General features: G+C 72.3%; 15 protein-coding genes and 2 pseudogenes. 5 read left to right on the top strand and 12 right to left on the bottom strand.

Annotation, left to right across the window (positions count from 1 at the left end):
• Positions 1-192 precede the first annotated feature (192 nt).
• From ACFYXS_RS06620 to ACFYXS_RS06590, 7 genes are all read right to left on the bottom strand, one after another.
• Positions 193-459 (bottom strand): hypothetical protein, encoded by a 267-nt coding sequence (locus ACFYXS_RS06620; RefSeq protein ID WP_389244586.1) that lies wholly within the window; start codon positions 457-459, stop codon positions 193-195.
• A gap of 233 nt (positions 460-692) precedes the next feature.
• Positions 693-1,430 (bottom strand): hypothetical protein, encoded by a 738-nt coding sequence (locus ACFYXS_RS06615; protein ID WP_389244584.1) that lies wholly within the window; start codon positions 1,428-1,430, stop codon positions 693-695.
• 52 nt (positions 1,431-1,482) lie between these two features.
• The gene (locus ACFYXS_RS06610; protein ID WP_389244582.1) at positions 1,483-2,907 is read right to left on the bottom strand and encodes a nitrate/nitrite transporter; all 1,425 of its coding nucleotides are present in this window, start codon (positions 2,905-2,907) and stop codon (positions 1,483-1,485) included.
• Positions 2,908-3,004: 97 nt separating this feature from the next.
• Positions 3,005-3,397 (bottom strand): nitrite reductase (NAD(P)H) small subunit, encoded by a 393-nt coding sequence (locus tag ACFYXS_RS06605; RefSeq protein WP_389244580.1) that lies wholly within the window; start codon positions 3,395-3,397, stop codon positions 3,005-3,007.
• On the bottom strand, positions 3,394-6,000 hold the full coding sequence (gene nirB, locus ACFYXS_RS06600) for a nitrite reductase large subunit NirB (protein WP_389244578.1): 2,607 nt from the start codon (positions 5,998-6,000) through the stop codon (positions 3,394-3,396). The genes ACFYXS_RS06605 and nirB overlap by 4 nt, the downstream gene beginning before the upstream one ends.
• A complete protein-coding gene (locus ACFYXS_RS06595; RefSeq protein WP_389244576.1) occupies positions 5,997-7,235 on the bottom strand; it encodes an NAD(P)/FAD-dependent oxidoreductase in 1,239 nt (412 codons plus the stop codon). The genes nirB and ACFYXS_RS06595 overlap by 4 nt, the downstream gene beginning before the upstream one ends.
• The gene (locus ACFYXS_RS06590) at positions 7,232-9,352 is read right to left on the bottom strand and encodes a molybdopterin oxidoreductase family protein (protein ID WP_389244574.1); all 2,121 of its coding nucleotides are present in this window, start codon (positions 9,350-9,352) and stop codon (positions 7,232-7,234) included. The genes ACFYXS_RS06595 and ACFYXS_RS06590 overlap by 4 nt, the downstream gene beginning before the upstream one ends.
• Positions 9,353-9,543: 191 nt before the next feature.
• On the opposite strand from ACFYXS_RS06590, the gene ACFYXS_RS06585 reads away from it, so the two are divergent.
• Together ACFYXS_RS06585 and ACFYXS_RS06580 are read left to right on the top strand one after the other, a co-directional pair.
• A complete protein-coding gene (locus tag ACFYXS_RS06585; protein ID WP_389244572.1) occupies positions 9,544-10,680 on the top strand; it encodes a uroporphyrinogen-III synthase in 1,137 nt (378 codons plus the stop codon).
• Positions 10,677-11,363, top strand: a pseudogene (locus tag ACFYXS_RS06580) (sirohydrochlorin chelatase); the annotation flags it as partial. The gene ACFYXS_RS06585 and the pseudogene ACFYXS_RS06580, both read left to right, overlap by 4 nt.
• A gap of 66 nt (positions 11,364-11,429) precedes the next feature.
• Here ACFYXS_RS06580 and ACFYXS_RS06575 read toward each other — a convergent pair.
• A complete protein-coding gene (locus ACFYXS_RS06575; RefSeq protein WP_389244570.1) occupies positions 11,430-11,765 on the bottom strand; it encodes a DUF3253 domain-containing protein in 336 nt (111 codons plus the stop codon).
• Positions 11,766-12,157: 392 nt separating this feature from the next.
• On the opposite strand from ACFYXS_RS06575, the gene ACFYXS_RS06570 reads away from it, so the two are divergent.
• Positions 12,158-13,183, top strand: coding sequence for an NlpC/P60 family protein (locus ACFYXS_RS06570; protein WP_389244568.1), 1,026 nt, complete (start codon positions 12,158-12,160; stop codon positions 13,181-13,183).
• Between the two features lie 172 nt (positions 13,184-13,355).
• Here ACFYXS_RS06570 and ACFYXS_RS06565 read toward each other — a convergent pair.
• Positions 13,356-13,970: pseudogene (locus ACFYXS_RS06565) on the bottom strand (zinc-binding dehydrogenase); the annotation flags it as partial.
• A 116-nt stretch (positions 13,971-14,086) separates the two neighbouring features.
• On the opposite strand from ACFYXS_RS06565, the gene ACFYXS_RS06560 reads away from it, so the two are divergent.
• Positions 14,087-14,773 carry a hypothetical protein gene (locus tag ACFYXS_RS06560; protein WP_389244566.1) on the top strand — a complete coding sequence of 229 codons (687 nt, stop codon included), beginning with the start codon at positions 14,087-14,089 and terminating at the stop codon, positions 14,771-14,773.
• An 8-nt stretch (positions 14,774-14,781) separates the two neighbouring features.
• Here ACFYXS_RS06560 and ACFYXS_RS06555 read toward each other — a convergent pair whose 3' ends face one another.
• On the bottom strand, positions 14,782-15,483 hold the full coding sequence (locus ACFYXS_RS06555; RefSeq protein ID WP_389244564.1) for an SDR family oxidoreductase: 702 nt from the start codon (positions 15,481-15,483) through the stop codon (positions 14,782-14,784).
• 103 nt (positions 15,484-15,586) lie between these two features.
• Between ACFYXS_RS06555 and ACFYXS_RS06550 the strand changes: the two genes are divergently transcribed.
• Positions 15,587-16,189 carry a TetR/AcrR family transcriptional regulator gene (locus ACFYXS_RS06550; protein WP_389244562.1) on the top strand — a complete coding sequence of 201 codons (603 nt, stop codon included), beginning with the start codon at positions 15,587-15,589 and terminating at the stop codon, positions 16,187-16,189.
• A gap of 346 nt (positions 16,190-16,535) precedes the next feature.
• Here the strand turns inward: ACFYXS_RS06550 and ACFYXS_RS06545 are convergent, their stop codons facing one another.
• Together ACFYXS_RS06545 and ACFYXS_RS06540 are read right to left on the bottom strand one after the other, a co-directional pair.
• Positions 16,536-17,285, bottom strand: a complete 750-nt coding sequence (locus tag ACFYXS_RS06545; RefSeq protein ID WP_389244559.1) for an SDR family oxidoreductase — start codon at positions 17,283-17,285, stop codon at positions 16,536-16,538.
• Positions 17,286-17,754: 469 nt separating this feature from the next.
• A complete protein-coding gene (locus ACFYXS_RS06540) occupies positions 17,755-18,606 on the bottom strand; it encodes an SDR family NAD(P)-dependent oxidoreductase (RefSeq protein ID WP_389244557.1) in 852 nt (283 codons plus the stop codon).
• Positions 18,607-18,692 lie beyond the last annotated feature (86 nt).

The following is an 18,692-nucleotide window of genomic DNA, read 5'->3' as shown; positions in this document are numbered from 1 at the left end:
CCACCCCCCGCCCCCGGGGGGTGGCCCCCGCGGGGCCCACCCCCTTCCTGTGCCGGCGCCGCGGGGGCCCGGGCCCCCCCGTGGGGGGGGGCGGGGCCGGGCCCCACGGCTGCTCTGTCACGTCCGGCCCCCGGCACGCCCTCTCGAGAGGTGTGCCGGGGGCCGGTTCAGGTCGCCGGCGCCGCTACGGGGTCAGCGGTGACACTCCTGGTGGGCGGGGCGCCAGACGCGGGTCCACTGGCCGGGGTGCCAGCGGTGGTGCCGGTCCCGGTACGCAGGGTGCCACTGCCGTACCCAGTGGCCCCCCACCTTCGCGCAGTGGTGCGACGCCGCCGGCGGACGGTGCCGGTGGTCCTGCGGTGCGGCCGACGCGGTGCCGACCGTGCCGACGACCGCGCCCGCGGCCAGGGCCACCGTCGCCGCCCCCAGGGCCGCGGCCCTCTTCAACCCGTTGATCATGTTCAGACCCTTCCGTACGAACCGGGGCTGACGCCCCGGCACCGCCCGGACCGTTCGGCCGGGCACGGACTGATCCTCACCGTCAGGCACGACGAAATCACCTCAGAACGCCACTTCTCATGAAATACAACTCAATTTCTCATCTGGCTCAAATAGTCCTATATGCGCCTCGGTGGTGCGGTCGGGTGCAGTCCCTGACGCGTCGTCACCCCACGGAAGCGACACAGCTGCCCTCACCCGTCCGCGAGTTCGGCCAGCATGGGCCGAAGCCGCGCCGCCGGCGCGTGGTCGGTGCGTTCGAGTTCGTGTGCCAGCGCGGTCAGCGCGGCATCCAGGGCCCGGCGCAGTTCCTGGTCGTCCAGCGACCGGACGAGGGTCGCGTGGAGCGGGGCGGTGACTTCCTCGGGGAGCAGGTGGGCCGCCTTGGCGTAGGCGGAGGGGTGGCCCAGGCGGAGGCAGGCGAGTGCGATGACCTGGTCGCGGACGGCGCTGATCCAGTACTCGGCCTGCCAGTGCCGTTGGCGTTCGATGGAGATGCGGGCGTGCAGGGCGTGGTGCCAGGCCAGCCCGACCACATGGCTGGGGCTGGGAGGATCGCCGTGCGGGCGGGGGACGGTGGGGCCGAAGACGGTGCGCCAGGCCGGTCCCAGCGGCCCGAACTCACCGGCCGGGGTGAACGCGATGTCGACCTCGAGCCAGCCGGGCAGAAGGAACACCCGGTAGAGCGCGGGGCCCGACGGCAGGTCCCAGTGGTGCCGGGCGGAGAAGTCCTCGTACAGCGTTCGCGTCCAGCGCTCCAGCACCGGGCCGCGCTCGCCGTCGACACCGAAGGCCAGGTCGAGGTCCGACCAGCGATCGGCGGCGCCAAGGGCCTCGGACCCCGTGACCGCAGCACCCACCACCGCGGGATCCGCGGCCGCGAGAACCAGGAGACGCTCCCGGACCCGCTCTCGTTCCTCGCCGTCGAACACGTCCCGAACCCTACCGAGCACCCGTGGGCGCGGGGAGCCGGCACAGGTGAACTCAGACCCCGCGCATCGGTCCCACCCGGGGGCGCAGGTAGACCGCCCACGTCACGGTGAAGCACAGCGCATACGCGGCCAGGAAGGCCCAGTACGCCGCGTCGCCGCTCTCGCTGGCCAGGAACGACTGGCGGAAGGCGATGTTCACCAGCACCCCGCCGAAGGCCCCGATCGCGCCGGCCAGTCCGATCAGCGCCGACGCCCGTTGCCGCGACTCCCGCTCCGCGGTCTGCGCGTCCGCTCCCGCCGCGACGGCGATACACGCCTTGGCCTGGAAGATCGCCGGGATCATCTTGTAGGTCGACCCGTTGCCGATCCCGCTCAGCACGAACAGTGCGATGAAGCCGGTCAGGAACATCGGCAGCGACTGGTGCCGCGACGCCACGAGCACCACGCTCGCGCCCCCCGCCATCGCGGCGAAGGTCCACAGCGTCACCTTGGCGCCGCCCCAGCGGTCCGCCAGCCTCCCGCCGAACGGCCGCACCAGCGACCCCAGCAGGGGGCCGAGGAAGGTCAGGTACGCGGCCATCACGGGGGTGTCGAACTGGTCATGGAACTGCACCTGCAGCACCTGCCCGAAGGCGAAGCCGAAGCCGATGAACGAGCCGAAGGTGCCGATGTAGAGAAGCGCCATGACCCAGCTGTGCGGCTCTGCGGCCACCTCGCGCAGGGCCCGCTTGTCGTTCCTCAGCGACGCCAGGTTGTCCATCTTCAGCGCCGCGCCGAGTGCGGCGAGCACGATCAGCGGCAGGTAGACCAGCGGCACCAGGCGCGGCTGGGCCGCGCCCGCCGTGGCCAGCACCAGCAGGCCGACCAGCTGCACGACCGGAACCCCGAGGTTCCCGCCGCCGGCGTTGATGCCGAGCGCCCAGCCCTTGAGCCGCTGCGGGTAGAAGGCGTTGATGTTCGCCATCGAGGAGGCGAAGTTGCCGCCGCCCACGCCGGCGAGGCAGGCCACGACCAGCAGCGTCCCGTAGGGGACGCCGGGCCGCAGCACGATGCCGGCCAGCACCGTCGGGACCAGCAGCAGCAGCGCGCTGAACACGGTCCAGTTGCGGCCGCCGAACTTCGCCACCGCGAAGGTGTAGGGCAGGCGCAGCGCGGCGCCGAGCGCCGTCGGCAGTGCGGTGAGCGTGAACTTGCCCGCCGCGTCGATGTGGTACTCCGGGCCGAGGAACAGCACGAGCACCGACCACAGGCTCCACACCGAGAAGCCGATGTGCTCGGACAGGACCGAGAAGACCAGGTTCCGGCGCGCGACCTTCGCGCCGGCCTCCTCCCAGAACCCCTCGTCCTCCGGCCGCCAGTCCGTGATGCCGCGGGGCTGGCCCGCATCGACCGCCGCTCTTGTCTCCCCGGCCGAGTCCCCAGCCGTGTCCCCGGTGGTGTCCCCGGTCGCGCCTTCTGTTCCGACGGCAGTGCTCATCAGCTGTCACCCGCTCGTTCGTGGTGGGGGGTACGTTGCTTCCGACGACGCTAGGAGGGGCGGGTTTCGCGGGACGCCTCCCCGTCGCTCGGCCGTGCTACGGCTCGCGCACGCCCGCCCCGACCGGCTGTGAGGCCGTGGATGCGACAGTGCGTACCGGCCAGACCCGCAGCACCGCCGCGGTGCCGTCCGGGGCGCGGTCCTCGTCGAGGGACCGGCCGTCGCGCAGGTCGAAGACCTGCTTGTACATCGGGGAGGCCAGCGTCGGCGCGTCGCCTCGGCTGCCGAGGATGCCCCGGGAGAGCACGTGGGCGCCGCTGAACGGGTCGCGGTTGTCGACGGCGTACAACGCGCCCGCCCGGTCGCGGAAGAGCGCGACCTGCTCGCCGCTCGTGATGAGGACGGCCACCCCGCGCCCGGGGATCAGGTCCTCGTAAGGGCAGGCGGGCGTCCACGCGGTGCCGTCGAAGATCTCCACGAGGTCGCTCATGCGGTACGCACCTCCAGTCGGGGGCCGGCGACCAGCGCCGGGGCGAGGGTCCGCCCGTTCTCGTCGGGGCGGGCGGGGCGGATCTGGCCGCGTTCGGTCATGAAGGTCACGGCGGGGTCGGGTGTGCCGGGGGCGTTGACGAAGGAAGCGAAGCGGCGCAGCCGCTCGGGGTCGTTCAGCACGGCGGCCCACTCGTCCTGGTAGCCGCCGACGTGCCGGGCCATCTGTGCGTCGAGTTCGGCGCAGATGCTCAGCGAGTCGTCCATCACGACCGCCCGCACGTGCTCCAGGCCGCCCTCGATGCGGTCCAGCCAGACGGAGGTCCGCTCCAGCCGGTCGGCGGTGCGGATGTAGAACATCAGGAACCGGTCGATGCTCCGGATCAGCGTCTCCCGGTCCAGGTCCGTCGCCAGCAGGTCGGCATGACGCGGCGTCATGCCGCCGTTGCCGCCGACGTAGAGGTTCCAGCCGGTGGAGGTGGCGATGATGCCGAAGTCCTTGCCCTGGGCCTCGGCGCACTCGCGCGCGCAGCCGGAGACGGCGGACTTGAGTTTGTGCGGCGAGCGCAGACCGCGGTAGCGCAGCTCAAGTTCGATGGCGAGGCCTACGGAGTCCTGCACTCCGTACCGGCACCAGGTCTCGCCGACGCAGGACTTCACCGTGCGCAGCGACTTGCCGTAGGCGTGGCCGGACTCGAAGCCCGCGTCGACCAGCCGCCGCCAGATCGGGGGCAACTGGTCGACGGCGGCGCCGAAGAGGTCGATGCGCTGGCCGCCGGTGATCTTGGTGTAGAGGCCGAAGTCGCGGGCGATCTCGCCGATCGCGATCAGGCCTTCCGGGGTGATCTCGCCGCCCGGGATCCTCGGCACCACCGAGTAGGAGCCGTTGCGTTGCAGGTTGGCCAGGAAGTGGTCGTTGGTGTCCTGCAGCGCGGCCTGCTCGCCGTCGAGGATGTGGCCGTTGTCCAGGCCGGCCAGGATCGAGGCGACGACCGGCTTGCAGATGTCGCAGCCCTGCCCGCTGCCGTGTCCGTCGATCAGGGCGGAGAAGGACGTGATCCCGGCGACCCGGACGATCTCGTAGAGCTCCGCGCGGGTGTGCGCGAAGTGCTCGCACAGGCTCTTGTCGACGCTGACCCCGCCGGCCTCCAGCTCCTCGGTCACGATGGTGCCCAGCATTTTGACGCAGCTGCCGCAGCCGGTGCCCGCCTTGGTGCACTTCTTGACCTCTGGGACGGTCGTGCAGCCCTGCTGGTGGACGGCGGCACGGATCTCGCCCTTGCTCACGTTGTGGCAGGAGCAGACCACGGCCTCGTCCGGCAGTGCGACCGGACCGGCCGGGCCGAGACCGGCCGGCAGCACCAGCTGTTCGGGGGCCGTCCGCAGCGGGTCGCCGCCGATCGCCAGCGGGCGCAGCAGTCCGTAGGACTCGGTGTCGCCGACCAGCACGCCGCCGAGCAGTTGCCCCGCGCGGCCGATGACGAGCTTCTTGTAGATACCGGAGCGGCTGTCGCTGTAGAGGACGTCGAGCGCGCCCTCGGTCGCGCCGTGCGCGTCACCGAAGCTGGCGACGTCGACCCCGAGCAGTTTGAGCTTGGTCGAGGTGTCCGCCCCCGTGAAGGCGTCCTCGTCGCGGTGGTCGCCGGCGAGTGAGCGGGCGGCCGTGCCGGCCATCGCGTAGCCGGGGGCGACCAGGCCGTAGACCTTGCCGTCGGCAGCCAGCGCGCACTCGCCGATGGCGTAGACGTGCGGGTCGCGGGTCCGGCAGCGCTCATCGACGACGATGCCGCCGCGCTCACCGACCGGCAGGCCGCTCTCCCGGGCCAGCTGGTCGCGCGGCCGTACACCGGCCGAGAAGACGACCAGGTCGGCGGGGAGTTCACGCCCGTCGGAGAGGCTCATGCCCCGCACCCGGCCGTCGTCGCCGGTGAGGATGGCCTGGGTGCCGGCGCCGGTGTGCACCTTGACGCCCAGGTCCTCGATCTTGCGGCGCAGCAGCTGCCCGCCGCCCTCGTCGACCTGGATGGCCATGAGCCGGGGTGCGAACTCGACGACGTGGGTCTCCAGGCCGAGCGCGGTGAGCGCGCCCGCCGCCTCCAGGCCGAGCAGCCCGCCACCGACGACGACGCCGACGCGAGCGGTGGCGGCGTCGGCGCGGATCGCCTCCAGGTCCTGGATGGTCCGGTAGACGTGGCAGCCGGACGCGTCGTGGCCGGGGACCGGCGGGACGAACGGGTAGGAGCCGGTGGCCAGCACCAGTTCGTCGTAGTGCAGGACCTGGCCGGAGGCGGTGGTGACGGTGTGCGCGGCCCGGTCGATCGCGGCGGCCGGGTCGGCCAGGCGCAGGTCGATGCCGTGCTCGCTCAGGAAGCCGGGCGGGGTGAGTGACAGTTCCTCGCTGCCGGTGCCGGAGAACCACGAGGTCAGGTGGACCCGGTCGTAGGCCGGGCGCGGCTCCTCGGCGAGTACGGTGATCCGCCGGTCGGCGGCCCTGGGCTGCTCGACCAGCGTCTCCAGGAAGCGCTGGCCGACCATGCCGTGACCGATCAGGATCAGGTCCTTCAGCCGGCGGGACATCCGGCCGGACGTCTGGCGATGCGTCATCGGGAGGCTCCGTAAGGGGTGAGCAGGTGCAGGGGCCGTTCGGGCATCGGGGCGTCGCGCTGGTAGGCGAGGGTGAGTTCGCCCACGGTGGCCAGGTCGCCGAGGAGGATCGCGCCGATCAGGCGCTCACCGCGCAGCACGAGCTTCTTGTAGGTGCCGCGCGTGGCGTCGGTCAGCCGCAGCACCTGCAGTTCGGGGTCGGCGGCCAGGTCCTCGGTGTCGAGGTGGACCTCGCCGAAAGCGGCGTACTCCAGCGGTCCGGCGGTGAGTCTGGCCGGCGGGCGGGAGCCCTGGTAGAGCGCGTCGGGGTCGGCGCCGGAGAGCCGTGCGGCGAGCACGTCGGCCTGTTCCCAGGCCGGTCCGGACAGGCCGTGGACCGTGCCGCGGTGCTGGGTGCAGTCGCCGATGGCGTACACGTGCGGGGCGGACGTGGCCAGGGTGTCGTCGACGACGATGCCGGTTTCGACGTCCAGACCGGCGGTGTGGGCGAGGGCGGTGCGCGGGCGGACGCCGCAGGCGATGACCACCAGGTCGGTCCCGAGGCGGTAGCCGTTGGCCAGCTCGACGGCGCAGTGCCGGGTGCCGCCGGTGTCCACGACGGCGCGGGCGCGGTTGCCGAGGTAGGCCTCGACGCCCAGTCGGCGCAGCCCGTCGCGCAGGGCGGCCGCGGCTGCGGCGTCGAGCTGGCGCTCGATGAGATGCGGTCCCTGGTGCACGATCTCGACGGCGAGGCCGAGCGCGGCCAGCGCCCGGGCGACGCTGACGCCGAGTACGCCTCCCCCGACGACCACCGCGCGCCGCGCCGCGCCGGCGTCCTCGGCCAGCCGCGCGCAGTCGGCGAGCGTGCGCAGGGCGTGCACGTCGTCGCGGAGCCCGGTGCCGTCGGGACGACGCAAGCCGCGGATGGGGGGCAGCACCGGGTTGGCGCCGGTGGCGAGGACGAGTTCGTCCCATGCCTCGGTCCGGCCGTCGGCCAGCTCGAATGTGTGGGCGCCGGGATCCACGGCCACGGCCTCACTGCCCGGACGTAGTTCGGCGTCGCCGACCGGCAGCGTGATTGCCTCGGCGTCGTGGCGTCCGGTCAACACGTCGGCGAGGAGTACCCGGTTGTAGGGAGCGCGGGGTTCGGCCCCGTAGAGGGTGATCCGGTCGGTGCCACCGAGCGCGTGGTAGCGCTCGGCGAAGCGTGCGGCGGCCATCCCGGCCCCGACGACCGCGATGTGACGGGCATTCATACGTGTTCCCCCTGGCTGGACTCGACCGCACCGCTCGGGGCCCGCACCGCTTCCACCCGCACGGCGCAGATCTTGAACTCGGGCATCTTCGACGTCGGGTCCAGCGCCGGATTGGTGAGCGTGTTGGCGCGGCCCGCACCCGGCCAGTGGAAGGGCATGAACACCGTGTCCGGTCGGATCGCCTCGGTGATGCGGGCCGGCGCGACCGCCCGTCCGCGCCGGGAGGTGACTGCCAGCGGCTCCCCCTCGGCCACCCCGAGCCGCCGTGCGAGCATCGGGTGCAACTCCACGAACGGGCCCGGTGCGGCGGCGTTGAGGGCGTCGACGCGCCGCGTCTGCGCGCCGCTTTGATACTGGGACAGCACCCGTCCGGTGGTCAGATGGAGCGGGTAGTCGTCGTCGGGCTCCTCGGCCGCCGGGCGGTGGGTGACCGGGGCGAAGCGGGCGCGGCCGTCCGGCGTGGCGAAGGTATCCAGGAAGAGCCGCGGTGTGCCGGGGTGGTCGTCGGCCGGACAGGGCCAGAAGACGCCGTCCTCGGCGCGGATCCGCTCGTAGCTGATGCCCGCGTAGTCGGCCTGACCGCCGGCCGAGGCGCGGCGCAGCTCCTGGAACACCGTCTCCGGATCGTCGTGGAACCCGCGTTTGACGCCGAGCCGTTCGGCGAGTTCGCGCATCAGCCACAGGTCGCCGCGTACGCCCTCGGGCGCGTCCACGGCCCGCTGCCGGAGTATCACCCGGCCCTCGAGGTTCGTCATCGTGCCGGTCTCCTCCGCCCACTGGGTGCTGGGCAGGACGACGTCGGCGAGCTGCGCCGTCTCGGAGAGCACCAGGTCGCTGACCACCAGCAGGTCCAGCGAGCGCAGCCGGTGCGTCACATGGGCCGCGCGAGGTGCGGAGACGACGGGGTTGGACCCCATCAGCAGCAGCCCGCGCACGCCGTCCGGCCCCGGCTCACCGAGGCCGTCCAGCAGTTCGTAGGCCGAACGGCCCGAGCGCGGCAGGGTGTCCGGGTCCACGCCCCACACGCGGGCGACGTGCTCGCGCGCCGCCGGGTCCTCGATCGAGCGGTAGCCGGGGAGCTGGTCGGCCTTCTGGCCGTGCTCCCGGCCGCCCTGCCCGTTGCCCTGGCCGGTCAGACAGCCGTAGCCGGAGTGCGGCCGGCCCGCCTTGCCCGCCGCCAGGCACAGATTGGCCCACGCGCCGACGGTGTCGGTGCCCTTGCTCTGCTGCTCCGGGCCCCGGCCGGTCAGCACCATGCCGGTCCTGGCACGCCCGAAGTGGTGTGCGGCCGCGCGCAGTTGCGTCGCCGCGACGCCGGTGAGCCGTTCGACGCGCTCCGGCCAGTGGGCCATCACGGCGGCGCGGGCCTGCGCGAAACCGGTAGTGCGCGCCTCGACGAACTCCGTGTCGACCATCCCGTCGGCGATGAGCACGTGCAGCAGACCGAGCGCGAGCGCCAGGTCGCTTCCGGGCAGCGGCTGCAGGTGGAGGTCGGCCTGCTCGGCGGTGCGGGTGCGGCGCGGGTCGATGACGATCAACGTGCCGCCGTTCTCGCGCAGTTCGCGGAAGTAGCGAAGCGCGGGCGGCATCGTCTCAGCGGGGTTGCCACCGACCAGGATCAGGCATTCCGTGCGCGGGATGTCCTCGAGCGGAAACGGCAGCCCCCGGTCCAGGCCGAAGGCGATCCTGTTCCCGGCGGCGGCCGAGGACATGCAGAAGCGGCCGTTGTAGTCGATGTTCGCGGTGCCCAGCACGACCCGGGCGAACTTGCCCAGCTGGTACGCCTTCTCGTTGGTCAGCCCGCCGCCGCCCAGGACACCGACCGCGTCGGCACCGTGCGCGGCCCGGATCGCCGCGAAGCCGCGTGCGACCCGGTCCAGGGCCTCGTCCCAGCTCGCCGCCCGCAGCTCGCCGTGCTCGCGCACCAGCGGTGTGCTCAGTCGGCTCGCCGGGCCGAGCAGCGCGGCGGCTGACTGGCCCTTCCCGCAGAGCGCTCCCCGGTTGACCGGGAACCCGGGCCGCTCGACGACCGCCGTCCGGGCACCGTCGACCGCCGCGAGGCGCATACCGCACTGCAGCGAGCAGTACGGGCAGTGGGTGTCGGTGGTCGTCGTCATGCCAACGACCTTGGCCGTGAGGCGTTACACCGCCTTGTCGCCCGTGTTGCGCCCGCGGTACGCGTCCCTCACGCCGCCGGCGGGACGGGGTGCGGTCGAGGACACGTGCCGTAACACGGCACGGCCTTTGTCTAACGCGGGCGAGACGGCCGGGCAATCTGTTGGTAACCGTGTGGCCCGAGTCTGCGTTCATGGGCTCCGCCAACTTCACCCCGACCGAGCCGGCCGGTCCGCTGACGGGCTTCACCGTCGGCGTGACCGCCGCGCGCCGCCGCGACGAGCTCGTCGCGCTGCTGACCCGGCGCGGCGCACGGGTGGTCGAGGCCCCGGCGCTGCGCATCCTCCCGCTGGAGGACGACATCGCGCTGCGCCGGGCGACCGAGCAGTGCCTGACCGCGCCGCTCGACTACGTCGTGGCGACCACCGGCGTCGGTTGGCGGGGCTGGATGAGCGCGGCCGACGGCTGGGGCCGCGGGGCCGAACTGTCCGCCGCCTGCCGGAACGCCGTGGTACTGACCCGCGGCCCGAAGGCGACCGGCGCCGTCCGCGCCAGCGGGCTGGACGAGGCCTACTCCCCCCGGAGCGAGGCCACCGACGAACTGCTGACCTGGCTGCTGGCCCGGCCGCTGGCCGGCCGCCGGATCGCGGTGCAGGAACACGGCCTGCCGCTCACCGGGTTCGGCGCGGCCCTGCGCGAGCGCGGCGCCCACGTCGTCCCGGTCCCCGTCTACCGCTGGGCGCCGCCGGAGGACCCGGGACTGGTCCGGCGGCTGGTCGAGCAGACCGTACGCCGCGAGGTCCACGCGCTGACCTTCACCAGCGCGCCCGCGATCAGCGCCTTCCTGGAGACCGCGGCGGCCGACGGCCTGCACGAGCGGGTACTGGAGGCCATGTCCGGAGACGTCCTGCCGGTGTGCGTCGGCCCGGTCTGCGCCCGACCGCTGCTGGACGCCGGGCTGCCCGCGGTCTGGCCCGAACGCGGCCGCCTCGGCGCTCTGGTCCGCACGCTCACCGAGACGCTGCCCTCGCGCTGCCGCCGGGAACTCCACCTCGGCGGCCGCACGCTGGTACTGCAGGGCAGCGCGCTGCTGGTCGACGAGGAGAGCTACTGGCTCTCGCCGAAAGGCGCCGCGCTGCTGCGGGCGCTGGCGGAGAAACCGGGCTGGGTCCTCAGCCGCGCCGAACTGCTGCGCCGGGCCTGGACCGACTCCGACACCGACGAGCACGCCGTCGAGGCCGCGATCGCCCGCCTGCGGGCCTCGCTCGGCCCGCACAGCGCCCTGGTCAGGACCGTCCCCAAGCGCGGCTACTGCCTGGCGGCGACGTGACGGTCGCTGCTTCCCCCGGTCCCCCCGCCGCCCGCGCCGCCCGGCCGACGCTCCTCACCGTGGCCCACGGCACCCGGGACGCGGACGGTGTCGCGTCGACCGAGGCGCTGGTCGCCCTGGTGCGGTTGCTCCGTCCCGACCTGCGCGTGGAACGGTGCTTCCTCGACCTTGTCCCCCCGTCCCTGCCGGAGGCATTGGCGCGCCTCAGCGGCGAGGTCGTCCTGGTGCCGCTGCTGCTCGGCGCCGGCTACCACGTCCGCGTCGACATCCCCGAGGCCCTCGCCGCGGCGCCGCACGTGCGCGCCCGCGTCGCCCGCGCGCTCGGCCCGGACCCGCTGCTGGCCGACGCCCTGACCGACCGCCTCGCCGGCGCCGGGTGGCGCACCGGAGACGGACCGGTCGTGCTCGCCGCGGCCGGATCCAGCGATCCCGGCGCCAACGCCGACGCCGCGGCCATGGCCACGCTGCTGCGCGACCGCCTCCCGGGCGCGCACGACGTCGTCCCCGCCTACCTCTGCGCCGCCAGTCCCACCCCTGCCGAGGCCGTCGCCGCCCTTCGCGCCGAGGGCCACTCCCGCGTCGCCGTCGCCGCGTACCTGCTGAGCCCCGGCTACTTCGCCCGCCGCGCCGCCCGCTCCGGCGCCGACCTCACCTCCGCCCCGCTCGGCACGCACGACGCGCTCGCCCGACTCGTCACGCTCCGCTACGACGAGGTGTGCGGGCTCGCGCCGTCGCCCGGCTCCCCCGGATCAGGGGCGGCGAATGCGAAGGGGTCCTCGCACGCGCAAGGCGTCGACCGGAACGCCGCGCTGGGTGGTGACCACGAGACCGGCGTCAGCCAGCCGGCCGGCTGCCCGCCGCACCGGCTCCATCAAGTCCCGCCACCCGTCGCCTGGTCCCGGACGGAGCGCACGGGCCGCCTCTGACGGGCAGATCGACGCCCCGGGGGAACGCTGGTCGAGCAACGTCAGGATGACGCTCTCGACCGCCCGGTCGCTGAAAGAGGTCAAGGTCTCCCCCGTCGTTCGACGACGGTTCGACCCCAGCGTAGCCAGCCGCCGCGGAAGGCTCGCCCCGAGGGCCATGGCGTCGTCCTCACCACGACGACCTTCACGGGGCCCGCCTGGATGCATTCTTTTACAGGCGGGAGCGAGGAGAAAGAGCGGAATCCAATTCAGGATGTCGATGAGATACGGCCCCGGCCGAGGTCGATTCGGCCGAAATTCACCTGCCGATGCAGACAACTTTTACGGGTGTGACCTGCGCCACAGCTTTAGGAGTGCCGTGCGGACGAAGAAATATCCGACTGGGCCGCCGTTTTTCTTCAAGGGGTTTGATTTGAGCGTGAGTTAATCACTAGGGTCGGGCCTCGAACCTCCGCCCTGTCGTTCATCCATTCGGGATGGCGGTGGAGGTACCGCCGATAGCGATTCCCCGGGTATGTCGCAGGCGGCTGGAGGAGAAGGAGCTCGAGGCAGTGATGTCCCACCGTCGACCCAGGCGGAACGGCCGCGCCCGCATCAGCGTGCTCACCGCGACCGCCGCCGCAGCCGTCGCCCTGTCCGCACAGGGGGCGCAGGCCGTACCGGCCAAGCAGTCCGTCAAGAGCGTCAAGGAAAAGGTCGACAGCCTCTACGAACAGGCCGAGCAGGCGACGGAGAAATACAACGGAGCCAAGGAGAGGCAGCACAAACTGGAGGAGCAGGTCGACGACCTGCAGGACCAGCTCGCCCGCGAGCAGGCGGAGTTGAACGACCTCCAGGACGACCTCGGTACCCTCGCCAGCGCCCAGTACCGCAGCGGCGGCATCGACCCGACACTGCAGCTCTTCCTCTCCGCCGACCCGGACACCTACCTCGACAAGGCGTCCGCACTCGACCAGCTGAACACCAAGCAGACCGAGGCGCTCCGACAGATCGCGGAGAAGAAGCGCACGCTCGACCAGCAACAGGCGGAGGCGGCGGGCAAACTCGCCGAGCTCGACCGGACCCGCGCCCAACTGGGCAGGAAGAAGAAGGAAGTCCAGGACAAGCTGGCCGAGGCGCGCGAACTCCTCACCACGCTCACCGCCGCGCAGCGCGCGACCCTCGGCGCGTCCGACGCCCGCGCCAACCGCTCCAACGAGCGCGTCGACCTGGGCAACGACACACCGGCTTCATCCCTGGCTGCGGCGGCCTTGGCGGCCGCCCAGACCAAGCGCGGAGCACCGTACGTCTTTGGCGCCTCCGGCCCTGGCTCTTTCGACTGCTCCGGTCTCACCTCCTGGGCCTACGCCCAAGCCGGTGCCTACATACCGCGGCCCTCCCAGGGACAGGCCAATGCCGGCACGCGTCTGTCGATGAGCCAGCTGAAGCCCGGCGACCTGGTTCTCTTCTACGGCGACCTGCACCACGTCGGCCTGTACGCGGGGAACGGGCTGGTTCTGCACGCCCCTCGCACCGGCACCGTCGTCCGCTACGAGTCCATCAGCAACATGCCCTTCCAGTTCGGCGTCCGCATTTGAACGCCTGCAGTGCCACGGCTCAATCGATCATCTGGTGGTTCCGAGCACGGGAGCCGTTGTACTGGCCATCGGTGACGGGCTCAGCCCACACGGTTTCGGGATTGCCGTCCCCTGTGCCTTCCCACAGGGCGATGTGTTCCATGAACCGGTCGGGGACAGCGCCGTGCCAGTGCTCCTCATTCGGCGGGCAGCTTTCGAAGACCTTGCCGGGGTCGATCCGGCCCGGCAGGACGAGGCCGATCATGTCCTGCAGGTAGCGGCGGACGGGGGCGGGGCCGCCGCGCAGGCCGACGTGGGAGAAGAACAGCTCCTGGCCGTCGACGGCGACCTCGTGCGGGACGCCGACGAATCCGACGTTCCCGCCCGCGCGGGCGCAGTGCAGGGCCTGCCGCATGGCCTCGGCGGCGCCGACGCACTCCAGCACGCTGTCGGCGCCGATGCCGCCGGTGAGGTCCTTGATCCGGGCCACGCCCGCGTCGCCGCGCTCGGTGACGATGTCGGTGGCCCCGAATGCCCGGGCGAGCTTCTGCCGGGTCTCGTGGCCGCTCATCGCGATGATCCGCTCCGCGCCCATCTCCTTGGCCGCGAGCACGCCGCACAGGCCGACCGCGCCGTCGCCGACCACCACGACGGTGGAGCCGGGCTCGACCTCGGCGGCGTCGGCGGCCCACCAGCCGGTACCCATTGCGTCGGATACGGGCAGCAGGCCGGGCCACAATTCTTCGGCGGGCGTCTCGTCGGTGGCGACCAAGGTGCCCTGGGCGTTGGGGATGCGGACGTACTCTGACAGGTGCTCATGACTCGCGGCGCGCGAAGATCACCCCCGAGCAGGCGGGCCTCCCCTCCGGCAGCCGCCGGCGCGTCCCCGGTCTGCGCGGGAGCGAGGTCGCGGCCCTCGCGGACATGAGCGTGGAGCACTACGCCAAGCTGGAGCGGAGCAACCTCGCCGGTGTGTCACCGGCCGTCCTCGAAGCCGTCGCCCGCGCTCTCCGGCTCGATGACGCCGAACGCGCGCACCTTCTCCACCTGGCTCAGGCTGCCGACGGTTCCGACGCCCTCACCCGGCCCCGCCGCCGCACCAGTCGGCAGTGGACTCCGCACCGCAGCCTGCAGTGGACTCTCGACGCGATCACCGCCGGGCGCGCCTTCGTCCGGAACGGCCCCATGGACCTGCTCGCCGCCAACCAGCTCGCCCACGCCTTCTACAGCGACGTCTACGCCGCGCCGGGCAACCAGGCGAACCTCGCCCGCTGCAACTTCCTCGACCCCGCCTCCCGCCGCTTCTACCCCGACTGGGACGAGGCCGCCGACATCGCGGTCGCGATCCTGCCCAGCGGTCGAGTGACGACCAGCCCCCCTGACCTGATGTTCCTCGCACGGGCCGACACGACGCCGTCCTCGGCGAATCAGCCGAATCGACCGTCCGCTGCCGGGATGAGGGGGCCGACTGTGCGATGCGTGAGAGTCGCAGTTCCTGTCGGCCAGGCCCCTCCGGGCAACGTTGCCCGCCGCCCCCCCGTGACCAGCAGCGACGGCAGGTCCGCTGGGACTGTCGCGTATACGGGACGTGACAGGGGCGTGGCGGCGTGACGCTACGGTCAGGCGGCCAGTTGCGGGTACAGACTGGCGAGGTCGGCGGCCAGACCCGCCTTGACCTGACGGGTGAGCTCATCGGCCAACACCTCGTAGGAGTCCGATTCGATCCCGTCCAGGGCCTGTTCCGCAACGCTCTCCGGCGACGTCTTCGGGGCGTCGATGTGCGCCGCCATGTCGGTGTCCACGTAACCGACGTGCAACCCGGTGACGGTGATGCCGCGCGGCTTCAACTCCAGACGCAGGGAGTTGGTCTGGGACCACAGCGCCGCCTTGGAGGCGCTGTAGGAACCGGCGAGCCCGACCCAGGACAGGACGGAGTGCACGTTGAGCAGGTGGCCGCCACCGTTGGCCTCGATGACCGGGGCCAGGGCCCGGGTCATCAGCAGGGGGCCGTAGAAGTTGGTGTCGAACTCGCGGCGGACGTCGTCCACCGGGGAGGTCAGGAACGATGCCTCAACGGCCGCAGCGGCATTGTTGATCAGGATGGTGACGTCCTGGGCCTGCGCAGCGACGGCGGCCACCGAAGCGGGGTCGCTGAGCTCCAGGGGCAGCGCGACGGCGCCGGTGCGGGTGATGGTGCGGGGATCACGGGCGGTTGCGTAGACCTTCTTGGCGCCCCGGGCGTACAGGGACTCCACCAGGGCCCGGCCGATGCCTCGGCTGCCTCCGGTGACGAGAACGGTCGAACCTGCGATTGCAGTCATGGATGTACTCCCAGCGTGACGACCGACGGCGGAAACCGATCGGTTTCCATCACTGTAAACCGATCGGTTTCACCTCGGCAAGACAAGGCGTAGGCTCGCTCCCATGACGTCCAGCGCCAGCGCACCCGCCTCGCCCGCACCCGCCACGGCGGCGGCTCCGACTCGCGAGCGGCTCCTCGATGCCGCGGCCACGCTCTTCTACCGGGAAGGCGTCAACATCGGCATCGAGGCACTGTGCCGGGCGGCCGGGGTCTCCAAGCGGTCGATGTACCAGCTCTTCACCAGCAAGGACGACGTCCTGGCAGCCAGCCTGGACCGCGCCGGTTCCCGCTACCTGAGCCAACTGCTGCCCGCCCCCGAGGCCGACCTGCCACCGCGCGATCGCATCCTGCACGTCCTCGACCGACTCGAGTCGCTGTCCGCGTCACCGGAGTATCTCGGCTGCCCCTTCCTGGCGACCGCGTTCGAGCTCAAGAACCCCGAGCGCCCCGCCAGCGTGGTCGCCCGACGCTACAAGGACACGCTCACCGACTTCTTCCGCGAAGAGGCCCGTCGTGGCGGCGCACACGACCCCGATCTGCTGGCCCGCCAGCTCACCGTCGTCTTCGACGGATCCAGCGGCCGGGCCGTGACCCAAGCCGGGAGCCTGGGCGGGCTGGCCATGGCCACCGCCACGGTCTTGCTGGACGCGGCGGGAGTGAGCTGACAATCCCTGCCGCCGCGATCCGGACCCACCGTCGGGGCGTTACTGGACCAGGAGCCCCGCCTCGGAACCTGGGGACCGCACGTCGTGGACCGCGCCGGCGGTACGGACCCCCGTGCAGCACGACGGACGAGATCCACGTGGGGGTGCCGAAGGCGACTCCGCCGGGTCTGCCCACCGGCTGCCCGTACCGGACGAACGGCGCCCGGGCCCCGCGAGGGGGTCCGCGGAGCCCGGCATGCTCGTCGTTGCGGCGGCCCAGGCCCGGTCCCGCAGCTCAGGTCCCGCTCACGCCGGCCCCGCCGCGGGGGCGGACCACCTGGTTGCGAGAGGTTCACATCCCCCGCTGTCAGATGGCCCCGCCGTTGATGAAGAGGGTCTGGCCGTTGATCCAGCGGCCGGGGCCGGCGAGGAAGGCGACCGTCCCGGAGACGTCGTCCGGCTCGCCGAGGCGCCCGAGCGGCGGCTCGGCGGAGATGCGGTCGATCACCTCCTGGCTCTTTCCCTCGAAGAACAGCGGCGTGGCGATGGGGCCCGGGGCCACCACGTTGACGGTGATGTCCCGCCCCCGCAGTTCGCGCGCGAGGATCAGGGCCATGGCCTGGACAGCGCCCTTGGTCGCCGCGTACGCGGTGTAACCGGGCCGGCTGAATCTGGTGATGGAGCTGGAGAAATTGATGATGGCGCCGCCGGAGCGGAGCCGTTTCGCGGCCTGCTGGTTCACCACGTACGTGCCACGGATGTTGACACTCAGCAGCCGGTCGAGCTGGGCGAGGTCGAAGTCGACCATCGGGCCGGTCGGCATGATCCCTGCCGCGTGGACCACGACGTCGACTCCGCCGAACTCGGCCTCCACCTCGTCGAACATGGTCGCGACCGCCACCTCGTCCGCGACGTCCGCGCGTTTCGCCACGACGGTCCCGCCGCCGGCGGCGGTGATCTCTTCGACGGTCTCGTTCGCCTGAGCCTCGTTCCCGGCGTAGTTCACCACGACCTGGTAGCCGATCCGGGCGAGATAGCCCGCCGTCTCCCGACCCATGCCACGTGTGCCACCGGTGACGATGACCACGCGGCCCGCGCCTTGCTCTGCCTCACTCATGACGTGCTCGCCTCTCGTTCCTGTGCGGGGGCCGCGGGCGGCCCCGCACGGTCAGCGAGGGGAGCGCCGGCCGGCAAAGAGAGCGTTCGTACCCGCTGACCAACACGGCGCGCTGGTGGGGAGCGCCACTCCGCGCACTGCCAAGGCCCCCGATACCGCATCCCAATCCTGATGGCAGATGTACGACGGCGCATGTTCACCGACCTGTCCGGCGCGCCCTGCGGGCGGGCATGCCGGACCGTCGGGCACTCGGCCCCGCGCGGACCTGTGCAGTCGCCGAGGCCGGGAGGCTCTCCTGGTCCCGTCCGGCCGGAGCTCCGTACATGGTTCTTGCCCCTGTCGCACCGCGCGCTTTCCACTGAGCGGCCGGGCCGGGTGAGCCCGTTCGCCCGGAGGGCGAGCGAGACTGTCACCTGGGACCGCCGTGCCGGCCGTCACCCGAGGACGGCCGTCGTACCCTCCGTGTTGGTCACGCGCCGTCTGCGGCCTCGGCCGCTGAACCGTGAGCGGCACGCGAGAGGCCGTCCCACTTCTGCCAGCCGTCGAGGCGGCTCGCGTACTCCTCTCGTACCTCGTCCAGGCCTCCGATGCCGAACAGGACGCGCAGCGGTGGTTCGGCGGCGTCGGCGAGTTCGAGCACCGCACGGCCCGAGGCCGCGACGTCGCCGGGGACGATGTGCGCAGCGCCGGCGAAGAGCGCATGGCGGGCGTGCGTATAGGCGTCGTCTTCTCGGGCCTGGGGGGAGGAGGTCATCAGGCCGGTGTGGAAGACGATCGGCTCGATGAGCGTCACGTGGATGTCGTACGCGGCGACCTCCGCGGCGAGCGACTGGCTGACGGCCTCCAGCGCCCACTTCGACGCGTGGTACAGGCCGAGTGACGGGTAGGCGACGACACCGCCGAGCGAGGAAACCTGGAGGATGCGGCCCCCACCGCGTGCGCGCATGCCCGGCAGGACAGCGCGGGTGGTCCACAGTGCGCCGAAGAAGTTCGTGTCCATCTGCCCACGGGCCTGCTGGTCCGTGACCTCCTCCACCGCCCCGACGAGCATGTGGCCGGCGTTGTTCACCAGCACGTCGATGCCGCCGAAGTGTGCCTCGGCCGCTGCCACGGCTTCGCGTACGGCCGCCGCGTCCGCGACATCGAACCCCAGCGGCAGGACCTGGTCGCCGTGGGCATCGACGAGCGGCTTCAGCGATGCGGCATCCCGGGCTGTCGCCGCGAGCCGGTCGCCGCGCTCCAGTACGGCCCGCGCCCACTCAGCGCCCAGTCCGCGGGACGCCCCGGTCAGGAACCAGGTCCTCGGACGGTGATCGGCCATGGTGGTACTCCTGTGTCGTCGTAGGCGGAGGAAGGGCCGGCGGTCCGGACCTTCCTCCGCCACTGTCCACGGTCGGCGGCCGCGCA

Source organism: Streptomyces sp. NPDC002574 (assembly GCF_042889545.1).
In the GTDB taxonomy this organism is placed as follows: domain Bacteria; phylum Actinomycetota; class Actinomycetes; order Streptomycetales; family Streptomycetaceae; genus Actinacidiphila.
The sequence above is the reverse complement of the archived record's forward strand: the minus strand, read 5'-3'. Positions and strand labels throughout refer to the sequence as shown.